Origin of the sequence: Cystobacter fuscus DSM 2262, assembly GCF_000335475.2 — a bacterium.
GTDB lineage: Bacteria > Myxococcota > Myxococcia > Myxococcales > Myxococcaceae > Cystobacter > Cystobacter fuscus.
In genome coordinates this window covers 163575-179974 of sequence record NZ_ANAH02000006.1, presented here as the reverse complement: position 1 = coordinate 179974, position 16400 = coordinate 163575, and the positions used below count along the sequence as shown (strand labels likewise).

At 68.6% G+C, this 16400-nt stretch carries 13 protein-coding genes; 7 read left to right on the top strand and 6 right to left on the bottom strand.

The genetic code is table 11. The annotated features are described in order from the left end of the window. Window positions 1–260 precede the first annotated feature (260 nt). Window positions 261–3677, top strand: coding sequence for a hypothetical protein (locus tag D187_RS49785; protein ID WP_002626963.1), 3417 nt, complete (start codon window positions 261–263; stop codon window positions 3675–3677). Between the two features lie 145 nt (window positions 3678–3822). Beyond that, window positions 3823–5211: a B12-binding domain-containing radical SAM protein gene (locus tag D187_RS11055; RefSeq protein ID WP_002626964.1), complete on the top strand. Its 1389-nt coding sequence runs from the start codon at window positions 3823–3825 to the stop codon at window positions 5209–5211. Window positions 5212–5235: 24 nt separating this feature from the next. Here D187_RS11055 and D187_RS11050 read toward each other — a convergent pair whose 3' ends face one another. After that, window positions 5236–6303, bottom strand: coding sequence for a C45 family autoproteolytic acyltransferase/hydrolase (locus tag D187_RS11050; protein ID WP_043429297.1), 1068 nt, complete (start codon window positions 6301–6303; stop codon window positions 5236–5238). 64 nt (window positions 6304–6367) lie between these two features. Further along, window positions 6368–7126, bottom strand: coding sequence for an AraC family transcriptional regulator (locus D187_RS49780; protein WP_002626966.1), 759 nt, complete (start codon window positions 7124–7126; stop codon window positions 6368–6370). 28 nt (window positions 7127–7154) lie between these two features. On the opposite strand from D187_RS49780, the gene D187_RS11040 reads away from it, so the two are divergent. From D187_RS11040 to D187_RS11030, 3 genes are read left to right on the top strand one after another with little or no spacing between them, the layout of a single operon-like run. Further along, a complete protein-coding gene (locus D187_RS11040; protein WP_002626967.1) occupies window positions 7155–7961 on the top strand; it encodes a hypothetical protein in 807 nt (268 codons plus the stop codon). Window positions 7962–8005: 44 nt separating this feature from the next. After that, entirely contained in the window at window positions 8006–10663 is a 2658-nt protein-coding gene (locus D187_RS11035) for a TonB family protein (RefSeq protein WP_002626968.1), read from the top strand. A 3-nt stretch (window positions 10664–10666) separates the two neighbouring features. After that, window positions 10667–11581 carry a hypothetical protein gene (locus D187_RS11030; protein ID WP_002626969.1) on the top strand — a complete coding sequence of 305 codons (915 nt, stop codon included), beginning with the start codon at window positions 10667–10669 and terminating at the stop codon, window positions 11579–11581. A gap of 15 nt (window positions 11582–11596) precedes the next feature. Here the strand turns inward: D187_RS11030 and D187_RS11025 are convergent, their stop codons facing one another. Genes D187_RS11025 through D187_RS11015 form a run of 3 tightly spaced genes read right to left on the bottom strand, consistent with a single transcriptional unit; the run spans window position 11597 to window position 14518 of the window. Then, complete coding sequence (locus D187_RS11025) at window positions 11597–12706, bottom strand: glycerate kinase (RefSeq protein WP_002626970.1); 1110 nt, start codon at window positions 12704–12706, stop codon at window positions 11597–11599. Continuing rightward, window positions 12703–13218 (bottom strand): YkgJ family cysteine cluster protein, encoded by a 516-nt coding sequence (locus D187_RS11020; RefSeq protein ID WP_002626971.1) that lies wholly within the window; start codon window positions 13216–13218, stop codon window positions 12703–12705. The genes D187_RS11025 and D187_RS11020 overlap by 4 nt, the downstream gene beginning before the upstream one ends. A 7-nt stretch (window positions 13219–13225) precedes the next feature. Further along, window positions 13226–14518, bottom strand: coding sequence for a class I SAM-dependent rRNA methyltransferase (locus tag D187_RS11015; RefSeq protein ID WP_002626972.1), 1293 nt, complete (start codon window positions 14516–14518; stop codon window positions 13226–13228). On the opposite strand from D187_RS11015, the gene D187_RS11010 reads away from it, so the two are divergent. Further along, window positions 14517–15065, top strand: a complete 549-nt coding sequence (locus D187_RS11010; protein ID WP_155893307.1) for a hypothetical protein — start codon at window positions 14517–14519, stop codon at window positions 15063–15065. The two genes, D187_RS11015 and D187_RS11010, sit on opposite strands and share 2 nt — an antisense overlap. Before the next feature lie 56 nt (window positions 15066–15121). Further along, entirely contained in the window at window positions 15122–15658 is a 537-nt protein-coding gene (locus D187_RS11005; protein ID WP_002626974.1) for an FxsA family protein, read from the top strand. Between the two features lie 20 nt (window positions 15659–15678). Here the strand turns inward: D187_RS11005 and D187_RS11000 are convergent, their stop codons facing one another. Further along, entirely contained in the window at window positions 15679–16392 is a 714-nt protein-coding gene (locus D187_RS11000; RefSeq protein ID WP_002626975.1) for a hypothetical protein, read from the bottom strand. Window positions 16393–16400: the final 8 nt, after the last annotated feature.

The following is a 16400-nucleotide window of genomic DNA, read 5'->3' as shown; positions in this document are numbered from 1 at the left end:
GCCATGGCCCCCTCTCGTGTGAGCCGGGCCACTTCTACCGTGAGGTGAAGCGGCTCATCGAGGAGGGGGAACTGGAAGCGGTGCCCGGCGTGCCGTGCACCGCTTCCAAGTTGCCCCGAACATGGGGTAGCTCCCCTCCCCGTGCAGGACCCCTCGTTGCTTGCACCGCTTGGCTTCCTCTAATGTCCGCTTTGCCTGACATCCGTTCTTGAACACGGCGAAGCCGTGACTTCACGGTGAGGGCTTCAGGGAGCGCATTCATGGTGAAGCTGTTGGGAGCGGCCTTTTTCTTCGTACTCGTGTTGAGTGGCTGCGACGTGCTCGATCCGAAGGTGACCGAGGTTCAAGTCACCAGCGAAGTCAGTCAACTCCTTCCCGGAGGAACGACGAAGCTCAAAGCCTCGGTCTATGGCATTGGGCCCTTCGACCCCGAGATCAGCTGGAGCGTGCAGGGCGGTGGCTCGCTCTCCGCGAACACCGGTGAGCAAGTCACCTATACTGCGCCTGATGTGGTGAGCGCGGAGACGCAGGTCACGGTCACCGCGACCTCCGTGCAGACGCCCGCTCGTTTCGCCTCCACGACCCTTATCCTCATGGGGCCTGGGATCACAGCCGTGCAGGTGACGGCAGCGGACAGCGAGTTGTTTGCCAGGGAGAGCGTGGCGCTCGACGCCTCGGTGACTGGCACGGGTTCCTTCAGCTCCGAAGTGAAATGGAGCGTGCAAGGGGGCGGCTCGCTCTCGGCCACTACCGGCTCTCAGGTTATCTACACGGCGCCGGACGTGGTGGGCACGGACACTCCAGTCATCGTCACCGCCACCTCCGTGCAGGCGCCCGCTCGCTCCGCTTCCAAGACCCTTACGCTCAAGGCGCCCCACATCATCTCCGTGCAGGTGACGGCGGCGGACAGCGAGTTGTTCGCCAACGAGAGCGCGGCACTTGATGCCTTGGTGATTGGCACGGGTCCCTTCAATTCCGAGGTGAAGTGGAGCGTGCAAGGGGGCGGCACGCTCTCGGCCACCATGGGCGCTCGCGTCGTTTACACGGCGCCCGCCAGTGTCATGGTGGATACGCAGGTGACGGTTACCGCTACGTCCACGGTTGACGGAAGCAAGGCGGGTTCTGTCTCTCTCAAGATCAATGTGCCCGAGGTGACGGCGGTCACGGTGAACCCCTCCGGCGCCGAGTTGTTCGCGAAGGAGACGGTGGCGCTCGATGCTTCGGTGACTGGCACGGGTCCCTTCAGTTCCGAAGTGAAATGGAGCGTACAGGGGGGCGGTACGCTCTCGGCCACCACCGGCCCTCAGGTCATCTACATGGCGCCCGACGTGGTGAGCGCGGACACTCCAGTCACCGTCACCGCTACTTCCGTGCAGACACCCGCTCGTTCAGCTTCCACGACCCTCACGCTCAAGGCGCCTCGTATTACCGCGGTGCAGGTGACGGCGGCGGAAACTGAATTGTCCGAGAAGGAGAGCGTGGCACTCGATGCCTTGGTGACGGGCACCGGACCCTTCAGCCCCGAGGTGAGCTGGAGCATGCAGGGGGAAGGCTCTCTCTCGGCCACCACCGGCTCGCAGGTCATCTACACGGCGCCCGCTACCATCATGGTGGACACGCAGGTGACGGTCACGGCTACGTCCATGTCTGATGGCAGAAAGGCCGACTCCATCACGCTTGTTCTCAAGGCTCCCATCATCACCGCGGTTGAAGTCTCGGTCGCCCGACCTCAGCTCTACGCCGGCAATTCCGTGGTGTTCTCGGCCACGGTTTCGGGGACCGCGCCGTTCGACTCCAAGGTCGAGTGGAAACTGGTGTCGGACGGTGGCGTGTTGGAGGCACTCCCCGCCGATGCCTCGCGTCCCAACATGAGCTTCGCGCGCTACACCGCGCCGAGGACCGCCACAGCCCTGACCGCCACGGTGCAGGCCACTTCTGTCGCCAATCCCACGAGGTCCGAGTCGAAGAGCGTGCAGGTGATGCCGGTGCCCCTGTCCATCACGGAGGTGAGTTCGGCCACTGTCAGTAATCGGCCTGGATGGCTCGAACTGCGCAACGACACTGACGAGTCCATCCAACTCGCGGACTATGCGCTGCGTGCCCGGGGGTTCGACACGAGTTCGAGTACCTGGGTGTTCAAGGACATCATGCTGTTTCCGCTGCCCTCTCGCTCCCTCGCTCCGGGCGCGTACATCATCGTCGCAGGCAAGCTCTCCGCCTGGGAGAACTTCGACTCGAATCAGATGATCTGGCTGAAGGCGGAGCCGGCCACGGTCCCCCTCTGGGCGGGTAGCACCTTCATCGAGCTGGTCCGGAGCGACCTCGGTGAGACGGTCGACTTCATCCGCTTCGGCACCAGTACCCAGGTTCCCCTGACGGAGGGCGCGTGGACGGGTAACACGAATGTGGCCGCAGTGCCGACGGATGGCTCCTCGTCGTTTTCTTTCGCGCGCATGCCGGGTGCCAACGACACCAACAGCGCGAGCGACTGGTCCTCGCGGCCGTTCTCGACCCCGGCGGGACCCAATGACGTGCCCGCGAATGCCGTGGACGATGACGTGGACGGGATTCCCGACTCCGCCGAGGTGGAGGGCGGTCGCTTCGCGGGTCTGGACCTGTACGCCATGGGGGCGCGCACCGCGCAGCGGGACATCTTCATCGAGGTGGACCACATGCAGTCCACCAATCCGGGCATCCTTCCTCAGAAGGATGCCCTGGATAAGCTCGTCGCGGTCTTCGCCGGGCGCGGCATTCAGGTCCATCTCGATGTGGGCACGCGTTTCAGCGCGAGTTTCGACCCGGCGAAATACAACCTCGGCCAAGGCAGCCCGGAAGTGCCTTTCTCCGCCAACATCAACATGACCCGTGCCGGGGGCGAGGCGGCCAGCGTCTACGAACTCAAGTCGGCGAACATGGACGTCGCCCGCCGTTCGGCCTTCCATTACTGCGTTTTCGGGAGCACCCAGAGTTTGAACGGCAGTGCGGGCATCAGTGGCATCGCCGAGCGCCTTGGTAACGATCTCCTGGTGACACTCGGCGCGTTCAAATTGAGCACGGACACGGCGGCACAGCGCAATGTGCTCATCAACTACCAGGCAGCCACCCTGATGCATGAACTCGGTCACAATCTCGGCCTGAGACATGGCGGAAACGTGGATGCCAACTACAAGCCCAACTACCTGAGCGTCATGAATTACATGTATCAGCTCAGTGGATTGGGCCAGATTGCTGGAAGCTCCGCGGGCGACCGTTATTACTTGCAATGGCGGCTCAAGGGGTACGGTGCGGCAGATGATCTGGTGGACTCACCGCTGAGTAATGGTTTTGTCATGGATTACTCGGATGGTACCGGCAGTAGCATCGACGAGAATGCCGTGAGTGAATCGGCTGGGATGTGTCGCCCAGGAGCCACGTCTATTGACTACGACAACAACGGCTTCATCAATACGCCTACCTTCGACCTCAATCGGGACAACGTCTTCGAGGTGCTCTCCGACCACAACGACTGGGCGAACATCTTACTCCCGTTCTCTCTCTCCCACAGTGTGGTCAAGAACGTTTCGCCGCACGACACACCGCCCTCGCCGATGTCCATCGTGCAGGACCAGCAGCCTGTCGCGGATGAGGAGCCGCCCTCTCCGGCCCTCATCGAGCAGCTCCAACGGCTTCCTCTGTAGGGCCAGCGTTGGACGATCGCCCCCCGGCAGTGGCAATGGCGGAAGAAGATGGGGTTGAATGATTTCGTTCCCATCCCGTTGGAAGGGGCTGGGAGCAGGTCGTGCCGCTTGGGACCATTCCGGTCAGGCGGCTTCCGGGGGGTTCATGTCCGCGCATCCATCCAAGGTCGAGCCCTCCATTTCCTCTCCCCGGCGTGTCATCCTGGTCTCCATCGATTGGACGCGGGACAAGGATCCGCGCTTGCCGCTGGGGCATGCTTCCCTCGTCGCGGCGCTGCGAAGCGCGGGGGTGGATACGCGGGCGTTCTCCTTCGCCATCAATCGCGCGGGCTTCGACGAGGATCGCATCCTGAGAGACATCCTCGAGAGTGCCCAAGGTGCTGCTCCCGAGCAGGTGGATGTGGGATTTGGCGTCTATGTCTGGAACGACCCGGTGGTGAAGCGGCTGTTGTCGGCACTCCGCCATAAGGGCTTCCAGGGGCGCATCATCCTGGGGGGACCGCAGATTTCCTACGCGGGGTCGGGGCTCGAGCAACTCTACCCCGAGGCGGATGCCTTCATCCGAGGGTATGGCGAGGAGGCGTTGGTGGCACTCGCGGCAACGTTCGAGCGCATCCGTTTCATGGGGGTCCACTGGGCAGGGCAGGTCGATTCCGGCGTTCAGGCGCGAGCGCAACTGGAGTCGCTGTCCTCTCCCTTCCTGGAAGGCGTCATCGAACTTTCCGCCGGGCAACGGTTCATCCGGTGGGAGACGCAGCGGGGGTGCCCCTTCCGGTGCTCGTTCTGCCAGCACCGGGAGGCGGGCAGTCGCCTGCGGCGCCGGGACATCCCCCTGGCACGACTGGAACGCGAGATGGAATTGTTCGTTCGCTCGGGAGTGGACGACATCGCCGTGCTGGATCCCCTCTTCAACCTGGGGGCGCACGCCCTGGCGGTGTTGAGGACGCTGCGGAGGCTCGGTTATGGCGGGCGGCTATCGCTGCAGTGCCATTTCTCGACCCTGGACGAGGAGTTCCTGGATGCCTGCCAGGGGCTCGACGTGCGGCTGGAATTCGGGTTGCAGACCATCCACGAGCGGGAGGCCCGTGCGGTGGAGCGGGTGAACGACATGGCGAAGGTGCGTCAGGGGCTCCGCGAACTCCACGAGCGCCACATTCGCTTCGAGGTCTCCATCATCTTCGGCCTGCCCGAGCAGACGCTGGAATCCTTCCGGGAGACGATCGACTTCTGCCTCCAGCGGGGCGTGCCGACGCTCAAGGCTTTTCCCCTCATGCTGCTGCGGGGGACTGCCCTGGAGAGGGAGCGGGCTCGGTGGGGGCTCGTGGAGAACGACGAGCCCATCCCCAGTGTCATTCGTAGCCACACGTTCGGCGAGCGGGAATGGAAGTGCATGGCGGCGCTCGCGGACGCGCTCCGCCGCACGGAAGGCGGGCACCCCGGGAGCATCGAGGCCTTGGATGCGTGGGTGTTTTCTTCTCCTGACAGCTCGGGGTGGTGGTCTCCCGCGGCGGATGAAGTCCGGGTGGCGGGCTGAGTCCAGGTCGGTGGGAGCCTGCCTTCACAGGCGGAACTCGGTGAATGGCTCGCGGCACCCAGGCCCTGCCGCTACCCACATCGTCCGGCGAGCCGGGGCCATCACCACCGTGGCCTTCGTCTCCAGCGGCATCGCGTTGGCCGCGGGCGGTGCGTCATGCAGGCACAGCCGGCCTCCGGGCGTGCCGTGGTCCGTCAGCATTCGCATCACCGACTCCGGGGTGTGACGGCCATGCCCCTGGGCCACCAACTCCTCGATGCGTGCCTTGCGCCCGAACGTGCACGGCGACACCAGGTGCGTGAAGTCCTGCTCCCGGAAGCGCTCGGATTGATAGTGATTGGCGTGGACGATGACTCCCCGCTCGGGCCGCAGCAGGACGTGATCGTCGTATGTGCTTTCAATGCCCACCACGCGCCCCTGTGCATCCGCCAGGTGGTAGTAGCCAATGCCTCTCGCCGCCGAGACGAGCACCTCCATCGCCGCCGAGAGACTCGGCTGGCGCATTGCCCGGGGGATGTACACGGACAGCGGCAGCAGGGAAGGGCAGGGCCGGGGTGCCACCAGCGTGAGGTTGGCGCAGTTGCCCACCCCGTCACTGTTGAGGTGGTAGTAGGGCGAGCCGGACAGGCACAGCGACAGTTGCTCGCGTCCGTCCGCATGGCGGATGCGCAGCAGGTCCACCCGGGCGTCAGGGCTCCAGTCGATCGTCTGTCCGAGGAGCGCCTGGCCATCCGCGGTCGCCTCGCCCGTGAGCGCCACCGAGGTGCACATGCCTCCGAGCTGTGAGCAGTGCACGGCCAGCTCCAGCATGCACTGGAGCGCGAATGCTTCCTCATAGGGCATCCCGGCGCCCTCGGCCTGGCCGCGGATGAGCTCCAACGCCTCCGGCTCGAAGGCGCGCACGTTGGCCTCCAGTTGCAGCGCCATCCGCACCGCGTCCTGTCGCGAGGTGCGCGAGGGGCCCTGAGACAGGGCGGAGAAGAAGGTCTCGGCCGAGGCGCGCAGGCTCTCCCGGCACGCCTCTCCCCATTGCTGGCCGATTTGCCGGGGCGTTCCCTGGCACTCGATGACTCGTAGTGGCTGTGTCGTCATGGCGTACACGCTACGGAGGGAGGCCCCGCTCGCGCTTGAACGAATGCGACACGCGTGAGCCGCTTCAGCCCGGAAGGCGGAACGCGCTCGGAGGGCGGCCCGTCAGATCCCGGAACTCCCTCGTCATGTGCGCGTGGTCCGCGTAGCCACAGCGGTACGCCACGTCCGAGAGGGAGCCGCTCGCGCTCGCTCTCAGCAGGCCGTACGCTTGCTGGAGCCGCGCGATGCGCGCGTAGGTCCCCGGAGAGAAGCCCACGCGCTCCTTGAAGGCGCGTTGCAGGGTGCGAGGACTGAGGTTCAGGGCCTTCGCCAGGGCACCCGGGCGTGGAGCCTCCGGTCGGGAGAGCAGGTGGCGCAGCGCCCGGTCGAAGCTGTCTCCCGAAGGGCAGGCGGTCCGTTCCAGCAGGGGCGTGAGCACTTCACTCATGGGCCCCAGGGAGCCCGCGGACAGCAGGCGCTCGCCGAGTTCATCGAGGGACAGCCCACCGACGTGCCGCAACTCCACCGCCTCGTTGACCAGCTCGGCGGGGCTGGCGTCCACGAGCCGAGGCATGGCACCCGGGTGGAAGTGCACCATCAGGTAGCCCCGGCCCGCGTGCGTCGCCACGTGCAGGGGCCGGGTCACCGGGCCATACAGGACGGCCCGGCAGCGCTCGGGTGTCAGCTCCAGCAGCAGGTCCACGTTGGCGTCGGGGACGACCTCGTGCTCCCAGGTGAAGGCTCGCTCCGGGGGAACCCACCGCAGGCACTCCACCCGCTGCCCGAGCGAGGCGGGGGCGGACATCTGCTCCATCCGCGGATCGGGAACGGTCGTGGCGGACATGGCCGAAGTATAGTCCCCTCCCTGGCTCATGACCTCCCCGGACCGCAAGACGCGAGGACGCACCGCCCCCGGACGTCTTCAGGGGCTCGACGCGTACCTGCTCCACGAGGAGAGCGCGCTGCTCGCCCGCCGGGAGGACGCCTGGGCCCACGCCGCCTTCGTGGACGTGGGCTTCGGCGAGCATCCGTGGACCACGCTCGACAGCGCCCGCGCCTTCCGGGACATCCACCCGGAACTCCCCGTGGTGGGTGTGGAGCTGGAAGCCCACCGCGTGGCCGCCGCCCAGGAGTACGCGGATGCCCTCACCGACTTCCGGCAGGGCGGCTTCTCCCTGCCCCTGCGGCCCGGTGAGACGGTGCGCCTCATCCGCGCCATGAACCTGCTGCGCGGCTACCGCCCCGAGGACGTCCCCGGCATCCACCACACCCTGGGACAGGTGCTGCTCGAGGGTGGGCTGCTCGTCGAGGGCAGCACGGACACGTCCGGCGCGGTGCTGGTCGCGCACCTGCTGCGGCGCGTGCCCGAGGGGCTGGCGCGCGAGGCCCTGCTGTTCCACACCGACTTCAGCCGCGGCTTCGCCCCCGTGCTCTTCCGGGACTGGTTGCCCCGCGACTTCCGCCGCCGGGTGAAGCCCGGGGAGCCCATCCACGCCTTCTTCGCGCAATGGACGGAGGCCTGGGCGCAAGCGCGCGCGACGGGCCCCCTGGAGCCCCCGGAGGCCTTCCGTCAGTCCGTCCTGGGTCTGGCCGAGCGCATCGAGGGAATCGTCACGCAGGACTGGCTGCTCGAACACGGTTATGTGCTCTGGCGGCCACGTGGGGGCGTGTTTCAATAGAATCGCTGTTCACCGGGGGGGTCTCCTCATTAAATGCGCCCCCCGTGACCTCTTCTCGCTTCGCTCCCTGGTCGCTGCTCGCCGTCCTCCTGTTGTCCACCACCGTCCAGGCGCAGGCCTATGACGGGGCTCGTCGCGAGGAGGTGGACGCGGGCGTCCACACTCCCGTGCTCACCAAGCCTCCCGAGCTCGTCCGCTCCGTGGAGGCCGTCTACCCGCCCGAGGCCGCCGCGGCCGGCAAGACGGCCTCGGTGGAGATGGTCATCACCATCGACGCGCAGGGCGCCGTGTCCGACGCGCAGGTCACCCGCCCCGTGGGGGAGGGCTTCGACGAGGCGGCGCTCGAGGCGGTGCGCCAGTTCCAGTTCTCCCCGGCCGAGGTGGACGGGGTGCCCGCCCCCATCCAGGTGCAGTACGTCTACAACTTCGTCCTCCAGCCGCCCAAGGTGGAGGAGTCCGCGCCGCCGCCTCCTCCTCCCGAGGCGACCCTCACGGGGCAATTGTTGGCCCGGGGCAGCCGCACGCGCGTGGAGGGGGCCACGGTGCGCTGTGGGGACGATCCGGAGGCGCCCGAGGCCATGTCGGACGCCGAGGGCCGTTTCACCCTCAAGGTGACGCCCGGCGAGTGTGACGTGCGCGTGGTGGCCAGCGAGTACCACCTCTTCACCACCAAGGAGACGCTCGCCCCCTCGGAGACGACGGAGGTCATCTTCTACCTGATGCCCAAGGCGCCGGGCTTCGAGACGGTGGTGCGTGGCGCGCGCGAGAAGAAGGAAGTGGTGCGCCGCACCCTGGAGCGCCAGGAGTTGCAGAAGGTGCCGGGCAGCTTCGGAGACCCCATCCGCGTCATCCAGAACCTGCCGGGCGTGGCGCGCACCCCGTTCGGCCTCGGCCAACTCCTGGTGCGCGGCGCCGCGCCCGATCAGACGCTCACCTTCTTCGATGGTGTCGAGGTGCCCATCCTCTTCCACCTGGGCGGTGGGCCCTCGGTGCTCAACTCCGAGTTCATCGATCGGATCGACTTCTACCCGGGCGGCTTTGGCGCGCGCTACGGCCGGGCAGTGGGCGGCGCGGTGGACGTGGCCACGCGCAAGGGCTCCACCGACACGCTGCACGGCTCGGTGAAGGTGGACCTGCTGGACTCGGGCTTCTTCCTGGAGTCTCCCATCACCGAGGGCATCTCCATCTCCGGCGCGGCGCGGCGCTCCTACGTGGACGCGCTCCTGCCGCTCGTGTTGCCCAAGGATCCCCAGGGGGGCTCGCTGCTCGTGCTGCCGCGCTACTGGGACTACCAGGTGCGCATGGACTTCGGCGCCAAGCGCGGGAGCGAGCCCGGAGTGGGGGGGCGCCACTCGGGCTATGTGATGGCCTTTGGCTCGGACGATCTGCTGACGGTGGTGGCCACGGGTGGTGGCCGCAACCGCGACATCACCGTGGACACGCGCACGCTCTTCCACCGGCTCAAGGGCGACTGGACGTACCGCAAGGGCAACTTCACCTCCGTGCTCACCCCGTTCGCGGGGTACGACCTGGGCAGGTTCGCCTTCGGGGAGATCTTCCTCGACGCGAACGTCTGGTCGCTCGGGTTGCGCGAGGACCTGGCGCTGGAGGTGACGCCGTGGCTCACCGCGCGGGCTGGTGCGGACGTGCTGTTCGAGCACCTGGTGGGCGAGGGGCAGATCCCCGTCATTGGCGGCATCCAGTTCCCCCCCTTTCCCGGCGCCGAGCCGCGCTCGGAACCACAGCCCATCAAGCGCACGGCCAATTCCTTCGATGGCGCGCTCTACGCGGAGCTGGACGTCAAGGCGGGCCCGGTGACGCTGACGCCCGGGTTGCGCGCCTCCGCCGCGCGCGTCTACGGACAGAGCCGCTCCGCGTTCGATCCCCGGCTGTGGGTGCGCTTCCAGCCCACGGAGAAGACGGCCCTCAAGGGCAGTGTGGGTCTGTACAGCCAGGCGCCCGAGGCCTTCAACCTGGATCCCGCGCCGCTGGGCAATCCCAACCTGCTGCACGAGCGGGCCTTCCAGACGAGCCTGGGCGTGGAGCAGCAGCTCACCGACATCATCAGCGTGGACGTCACGGGTTATTTCAACCGGCGCTATGACCTGGTCGTCTCGCCGGGCAACACGGTGCAGAACGCGGATGGTTCGCTCACCCGCTACCCGTATTCCAATCAGGGACTCGGGCGCGCGTACGGCATGGAGGTGCTGTTGCGGCACGCCGTGACGCGCGACTTCTTCGGCTGGCTGGCCTACACCCTCAACCGCTCCGAGCAGCGGCGAGCGGGAGGGGATGAGTACCGGCTGACCACCTTCGATCAGACGCACATCCTCACGGCGGTGGCCAGCTACCGGCTGCCGTGGTGGGGCCTCGAGCTGGGAGCGCGCATGCGCTACGTCACCGGCCGGCCCACCACGCCGTTGCAGCACCTGTTCGACCGCTACGACGTGGACCGCAATCGCTACTACGGCTCCTATGGGGAGACGGACTCCGCGCGCTTCAAACCCTTCCAACAGCTCGATCTGCGGTTGGACAAGAATTGGGTCTTCCAGCGCTGGACGCTCAACGCCTACATCGATGTGCAGAACGTCTACAACGCCTCCAACGTGGAGGCGACCTTCTACGACTACCGTTACCGGGAGCAGTTCGAGGTGCCTGGCATCCCGATCCTCCCGATCATCGGCGTCAAGGGGAGCTTCTGAGTCATGCGCCACCTGTCCGCCCTCCTGGGCTTGTTGCTCTGCTCCGCCTGTCTCGAGGAGCAGGACGTTCCCTCGAGCGTGAAGGATCTGCGCGTGCTCGCGATCCAGATGGATCCGCCCGAGCTCTACTTCCCCACCTGCTCCACGGATCCGGCGGTGCTCGCCTCCACGCTCGCGCGTCCGGTGCGACTCACCGCGCTCATCCCCGACCCGGCGGGAGACGGCCGCGAGCTGGAATACGTCCTCGCCGCCTGCTCCTCGCAGAACGATGACACCTGCGAGGAGGACCGCGTGGAGCTCAAGCGCGGCGTCACCCGGGGCGGTGCGCTGGAACTGACCCTGTTTCCGGGTCCGGGCGCGGCCATCCTCCCGGACGGCACTCCCCTGATACAGCGGGTGCTCGAGGAGGACACGTACAGGGGATTGGGCGGTGTGCGCCTGCCCCTGGTGCTCGAGGTGCGCGGCGGGGACGAGCGCATCTTCGCCAGCAAGTTGATGGTGTACGACTGCGCGTTCTTCCCGGAGATGAAGCCCAACGTGCAGCCGGTGCTGCCGGATCCGCTGTTGGAGGGCGAGCCCTGGGTGGCGGACGTGCCGCGCGAGCTGTCCGGGCTGGGTCCCTTCCAGCTCGAAGCGCCGGACTTCTCCGCCCTGGAGGAGCCCTATGTGGTGCGCTCGTTCGAGCTGAAGCCGGTGCCCCTGGTCGAGTCCTGGCAGCTCTCGTGGCACACCACGCTGGGGGCCATCTCTCCTGACGAGACGGGAGGCGCGGATCCGGGCGGCGGCGAGGGGCGGCACCGCGTGGAGTGGCAGCCGCCGCGAGACGCCCAGGCTCAGGAGGTCCGCTTCTGGGTGGTGGTTCGCGATGGCCGCGGCGGCACGTCCTGGGTCTCGCGAACGGTGCGCTACACCCCCTGAAGACGGGGACGGGACTCAGGGGGTCCGGGCGTGGTGGGCCGCCCACCGAGCGCCAGCCTGGCGCAAGGACTCGGCGGCGGAGGTCTCCGAGTCCTTCCGGGCGGAGAGGTCGATGACCTCGTCGAACGGAGAGCCCTCCGCGCTCGCGTCCGGAGTGACCTGGCCCGCGAACATCACCGTGCGCCGGCCGAGCGCCCGGGCCTCCTTCGCCAGGGCTCCCGGGCCCTTGCCGAGCGCGGTCTGCCGGTCGAAGCGGCCTTCCCCGGTGAGCACGGCCTGTGCGGCGGCGAGTCGCTCGGACAACCGCAGCGTCCGCGCCACCAGCGTGTACCCGGAGACGATCCTCCCCCGAGCCAGCGCCACCAGGCCATAGCCGAACCCTCCCGCCGCGCCGCCTCCCGATGTCTGGGCGAGGCCGGGCGAGAGGACCTCGGCGAAGTGGGCCAGGGCCGCTTCCAGCTCCTCCACGGCCGCTGCGTCCGCGCCCTTCTGGGGGCCGAAGAGGCGCGCGGCTCCATCCGCTCCCAACAGCGGCGAGGTGACGTCCGTGGCCACGAGCAACTCCACCTCGGCGAGCCGGGGATGGGCGCCGCTCGCGTCCACGCGGGCGAGCCGTTGGAGCGCCGCGCCTCCCAGGGGGAGGGGAGTGCCGCTCGCGTCGAGGAAGCGCCAGCCGAGCGCCGTGAGTGCCCCGCTGCCTCCATCGGTGGTGGCGCTTCCCCCGAGGCCGAGGATGAGCCGCTGGCAGCCCCGCTCCAGCGCGTCGCGCATCAACTCGCCCGTTCCGGTGGTGGAGGCGCGCCGCGCGTCCCGCTCCCCGGCGGCGAGCAGCGACAGGCCCGAGGCGGCGGCCATCTCGATGACGGCGGTGCGTCCCCCGTCCAACACGCCATAGGTGGCTCGTACGGGCTGGCCGAGGGGGCCGGTGACGGTGCGGACCACGCGCTCTCCGCCCACGCCGGTGAGGAGCGCGTCCACCGTGCCGGGCCCTCCATCCGCGAGTGGCGCCACGTCCAGCTCCACCCCGGGCGCGCCCTGGCGCAGCCCCTCGGCGAGGGCGGTGGCGGCCTCGGTGGCCGTGAGGGTGCCCTTGAACTCCTGCGGAGCGACGAGCCAACGGCTCATGGCTCCTCCTCCTCGGGCCCGTTTCCGGAGAGGGCCTCCGCGTGCCAGTCGAGCAGCTCCCGGGGGCCCGTCAACGTGGGCATCAGGCGCTGGGAGATGCGCTCCAGGCGCACCAGCAGGGTGGTCACCGTGTCCGCGGGCTGGCGGGCCGGGCCCCGGATGCGCTCGCAGAAGAAGGTGCGGCAGCCGAAGGGCCGGTCCGCGTACACGGTGCAGCGTCGGCCCTCGGCGTCCAGGTAGGGACAGCCTCCGTCCTTCCGGGGCGGGGGCAGCGGGTGGCGGCGCGCGAGCAAGAGCCACTCGGGCCACCACAGCCAGGGCTGGCGCCGCGTCTTGGCGAGCTGGCAGCACTCGCCACTGGCCGGGCAGGAGAAGGGGGCGTAGGCCGCGTCCGCCTGCCGGTAGACGGTGCGCAGCTCCTTGAGCGCCCGCTCCTCCTCGTGGGTGCCCCCGGACGAGGGCCGCTCGTCGCCCTCCTCGCCGCCCTCGTCGTCCCAGTCCCGGCCGCGCATGGAGTCCTCAGAGCACCCGCAGCACGAAGCACTTGAGGTAGCGCGTCTCGCGCAGGTTCAACAACACGGGGTGATCCTTGCCCGCGCCCCGCTTCTCGACGATCTGCACCCGCCGCTTCGCGTCCGCCGCCGCCGAGGCCAGCATGTCCTCGAAGCCCTGCTCGTCGATGTGGTACGTGCAGCTCGCGGAGATGAGGTAGCCGCCCGGCCGCAAGAGCTGGATGGCGCGCAGGTTGATCTCCTTGTAGCCGCGCAGCGCTCCGGCGATGGCGTCCTTGTTCTTGGCGAACGAGGGCGGGTCCAACACGATGGTGTCGAAGCGCTTGCCCTCGTCCAGCGTGTCGCGCAGGTAGTCGAAGGCGTTGGCCACCACCACGTCCACGTTGGAGAGCTTGTTGGCCGCCGCGTTCGCGCGCAGCTGGGCCGCCGCCACGTCCGAGATCTCCACCGCCGTGACATGCTTGGCCCGGGTGGCCAGTTGCAGCGCGAAGCCGCCCACGTAGGAGAAGCAATCCAGCGCCTCGCCGAAGGCGTACTGTGACGCCATGACGTGGTTCTCCCGCTGGTCCAGGAACGAGCCCGTCTTCTGTCCCTCCAACAGGTCCGCGCGCACGCGCACCAGCCCCTCGTCATAGGCCACGGGCCCGGGCAGCGAGCCCGTGAGCACGCCCTTCTCCTGGGGCAGCCCCTCCAGCGCGCGCACGCCCACGTCCGAGCGGTTGACGATGGCGCGGGGCTTGAACAGCTCGGTGAGCAGCTCCACGAACAGGGCCTTGCGCTGCTCGGTGCCGGGGGTGAGGAACTGCACGCTCAGGCAGTCGCCGTAGCGGTCCACCACGAGCCCGGGCAACAGGTCCGCCTCGCCGTGCACCACGCGGTACGTGGTCTCGCCGGGCAGGGCGCGCTGGCGCATCGCGTCCGCGAGGGCCAGGCGCTGGCGGAAGAAGTCCGTGTCCACCGGCACGTCCTCGTAGGACAGCCAGCGCAGGGAGATCTTCGACTGCTTGGAATAGAAGGCCTTGCCGAGGAACCAGCCCCGCCCGTCCACCACGCGCACCACCTCGCCGCCCTCCAGGGCGGGGTCGCCGTTGAGGTCGGCGCGGTAGATCCACGGATGGCCCGCCTGCCAGCGCTCGACGCCCCGGCGCACGAGCGACACCTGGGGCAGCCCATCCGGCCCGATGTCCGGCGTGGTGCGATCCGGGGCGACCTGCTCGGGGCGGTGCGAGGGGCGTTTGCGCCCGGCGGGGGCGGGACCGGGGCGGCGATCAGGACGGGGACCGAAGGGGGGCTTGGGCATGGCTTCAGGCGCGTATACTCCAACCCGCGTGAGATACGACCTGCTCCTTCAATCCATGGTCCCCGGGACTCCTTTCGATGGCGCCCGGCTCGAGTCGCTCCTGGTTGCCCGGGGGGCGAAGGCCCTGCCAGGCGGAGGGCATGCCTGGCACCTGGAACAGGGCTCGGTGGAGGTGCACCCGCTGCGCGAGGGCGGCCAGTGGGTGGCCACCGAGGTGCGCGTGCCGCTGTCGGACCGGGACACCCTGGTGCGCGAGGTGGTGTCCCAGGCCGCGGAGCTGGCGAAGGAGGCCGAGGTGCGCCTGTTCGATCCCCAGCTCGGGCGCGAGCTGTCCGCTCACGACGCGCAGGTAGTGGCGGACCAGTACCAGCGCACGGCCCGCTACGCGAGTGAGATGCTCGGACTGGCCTCGGCCATGCCCATGCCCTCGGCGACGGAGAACCAGGGCTTCCAGCCGACCACCCGGTGGGTGCTGACCGTGCTGGGCTTCTTCTTCGTGCTGTACCTGGTGGTCAACTGGATGGGGGGCCAGCTCAACGGAGAGTGAGCGCCGCGCGGTCGTCTTCACGGGCGTGCGGGGGCCAGGGGCATTAGGTTGGGCGGGTGTCCAGGTTCCTCCTACCGCTCGTGCTCCTGCCGTTCGTGGAGCTGTACCTGTTGTCGCTCATCGCCCGCGAGGTGGGCGTCGTGCCCATGCTCGCCCTGGTGCTGCTCTCGGGGGTGATTGGTGCCTCGTTGGCCCGGAGGGAGGGGCTGCGGGTGCTGCGCCGCTGGCAGGAGTCCGTGGCCCAGCGCCGGGTGCCCGAGGAAGGGCTGCTGGGGGGCGTGCTCGTCCTCGCGGGGGGCCTGCTGTTGGTGATTCCGGGCGTGGTGTCCGACGTGCTGGGCGTGCTCCTGCTTCTGCCGCCCACGCGCCGCGTCGTGGCCCGCTGGGTGCGCCGGGGCGTCGAGCGCCGCATGGCGTCCGGCTCCATCCGCGTGACGACGTTCTCGACGGGTCCCTTTCCCGGCGGTCCGTTCGGGCCGCCCCCGGTGGAGCCGCCCTTTCCTCCACAACAGGCCCCCCGCCAGCCCCGCATCGAGCGCGGCGCGGGCCCCGAGGTGGATGCCGAGTTCACCGAGGAGAAGGGGCCGAAGTAGCCGGCCCGCCTCGGGCCGCATTACGGCTGGATGGGCAGGGCCTGGTACTCGCGCACCCAGAGCTTCAGCGAGCCCTGGCAGAAGCCGTCCAGCCGCTGGCAGTCCAGCTCCCGCTGCTCCTTCAAGGCGAGCGTCCCGTCGAACAGGAGCGCGCCTTTCGTGTTCCGCAGCCGCAGGTGCACGCGCTCGTCCTCGGTCCACTGCACCTCGGAGTTGAGCACGAGGCGCTTGCCGCCCAGCTCGAACACCACGGGAATGTGCTCCGAGGAAGAGAGCGTGTACACGCCGGTGACGGCGGGGTGCTGGAGCAGCAGTTGCACGGGTCGCTGGTGCTCCTCGGCCGAGGGCATCGTCAGGGCGTACTGGCCGGTGATCTTCAGCGCCAGGAGGTCCAGGGTGGGGGCGTGCTCCTTGGCCAGGGGTTTCACCTGGAGCTGCTTGCGGGGGCCTTGCACGAGGGCGATGGCGCCCTGGGCGGTCCGGATGACGCCCGAGCAGGTGTCCTCGGGACAGTGGAGGGTGAAGCGCCAGTCGGCTCCGGCGTCCGGGCAGGACTCGGGCACCTTCACCTGGGCCTGGGCCTTCGGGGTGAGCAGGAGGCTCTGGGTGGCGAGGGACGGACAGAGGAAGTTCACGTCCACTTCGAGCGCGGGGACCTCGACGGACGCGGGCTTCGGGTCCGGGGTCTCACCGGCCGCGAGCAGCAGGGCGAGCACGCAAAAGGCGGAGTGCATGGCCCGGT

Bases quoted from the DNA above. Each gene is read 5' to 3' on its own strand.
- D187_RS49785 (WP_002626963.1), top strand. From the start codon at position 261: ATGGTGAAGCTGTTGGGAGCGGCCTTTTTCTTCGTACTCGTGTTGAGT.
- D187_RS11055 (WP_002626964.1), top strand. From the start codon at position 3,823: ATGTCCGCGCATCCATCCAAGGTCGAGCCCTCCATTTCCTCTCCCCGG.
- D187_RS11050 (WP_043429297.1), bottom strand. From the start codon at position 6,303: ATGACGACACAGCCACTACGAGTCATCGAGTGCCAGGGAACGCCCCGG.
- D187_RS49780 (WP_002626966.1), bottom strand. From the start codon at position 7,126: ATGTCCGCCACGACCGTTCCCGATCCGCGGATGGAGCAGATGTCCGCC.
- D187_RS11040 (WP_002626967.1), top strand. From the start codon at position 7,155: ATGACCTCCCCGGACCGCAAGACGCGAGGACGCACCGCCCCCGGACGT.
- D187_RS11030 (WP_002626969.1), top strand. From the start codon at position 10,667: ATGCGCCACCTGTCCGCCCTCCTGGGCTTGTTGCTCTGCTCCGCCTGT.
- D187_RS11025 (WP_002626970.1), bottom strand. From the start codon at position 12,706: ATGAGCCGTTGGCTCGTCGCTCCGCAGGAGTTCAAGGGCACCCTCACG.
- D187_RS11020 (WP_002626971.1), bottom strand. From the start codon at position 13,218: ATGCGCGGCCGGGACTGGGACGACGAGGGCGGCGAGGAGGGCGACGAG.
- D187_RS11010 (WP_155893307.1), top strand. From the start codon at position 14,517: ATGGCTTCAGGCGCGTATACTCCAACCCGCGTGAGATACGACCTGCTC.
- D187_RS11015 (WP_002626972.1), bottom strand. From the start codon at position 14,518: ATGCCCAAGCCCCCCTTCGGTCCCCGTCCTGATCGCCGCCCCGGTCCC.
- D187_RS11000 (WP_002626975.1), bottom strand. From the start codon at position 16,392: ATGCACTCCGCCTTTTGCGTGCTCGCCCTGCTGCTCGCGGCCGGTGAG.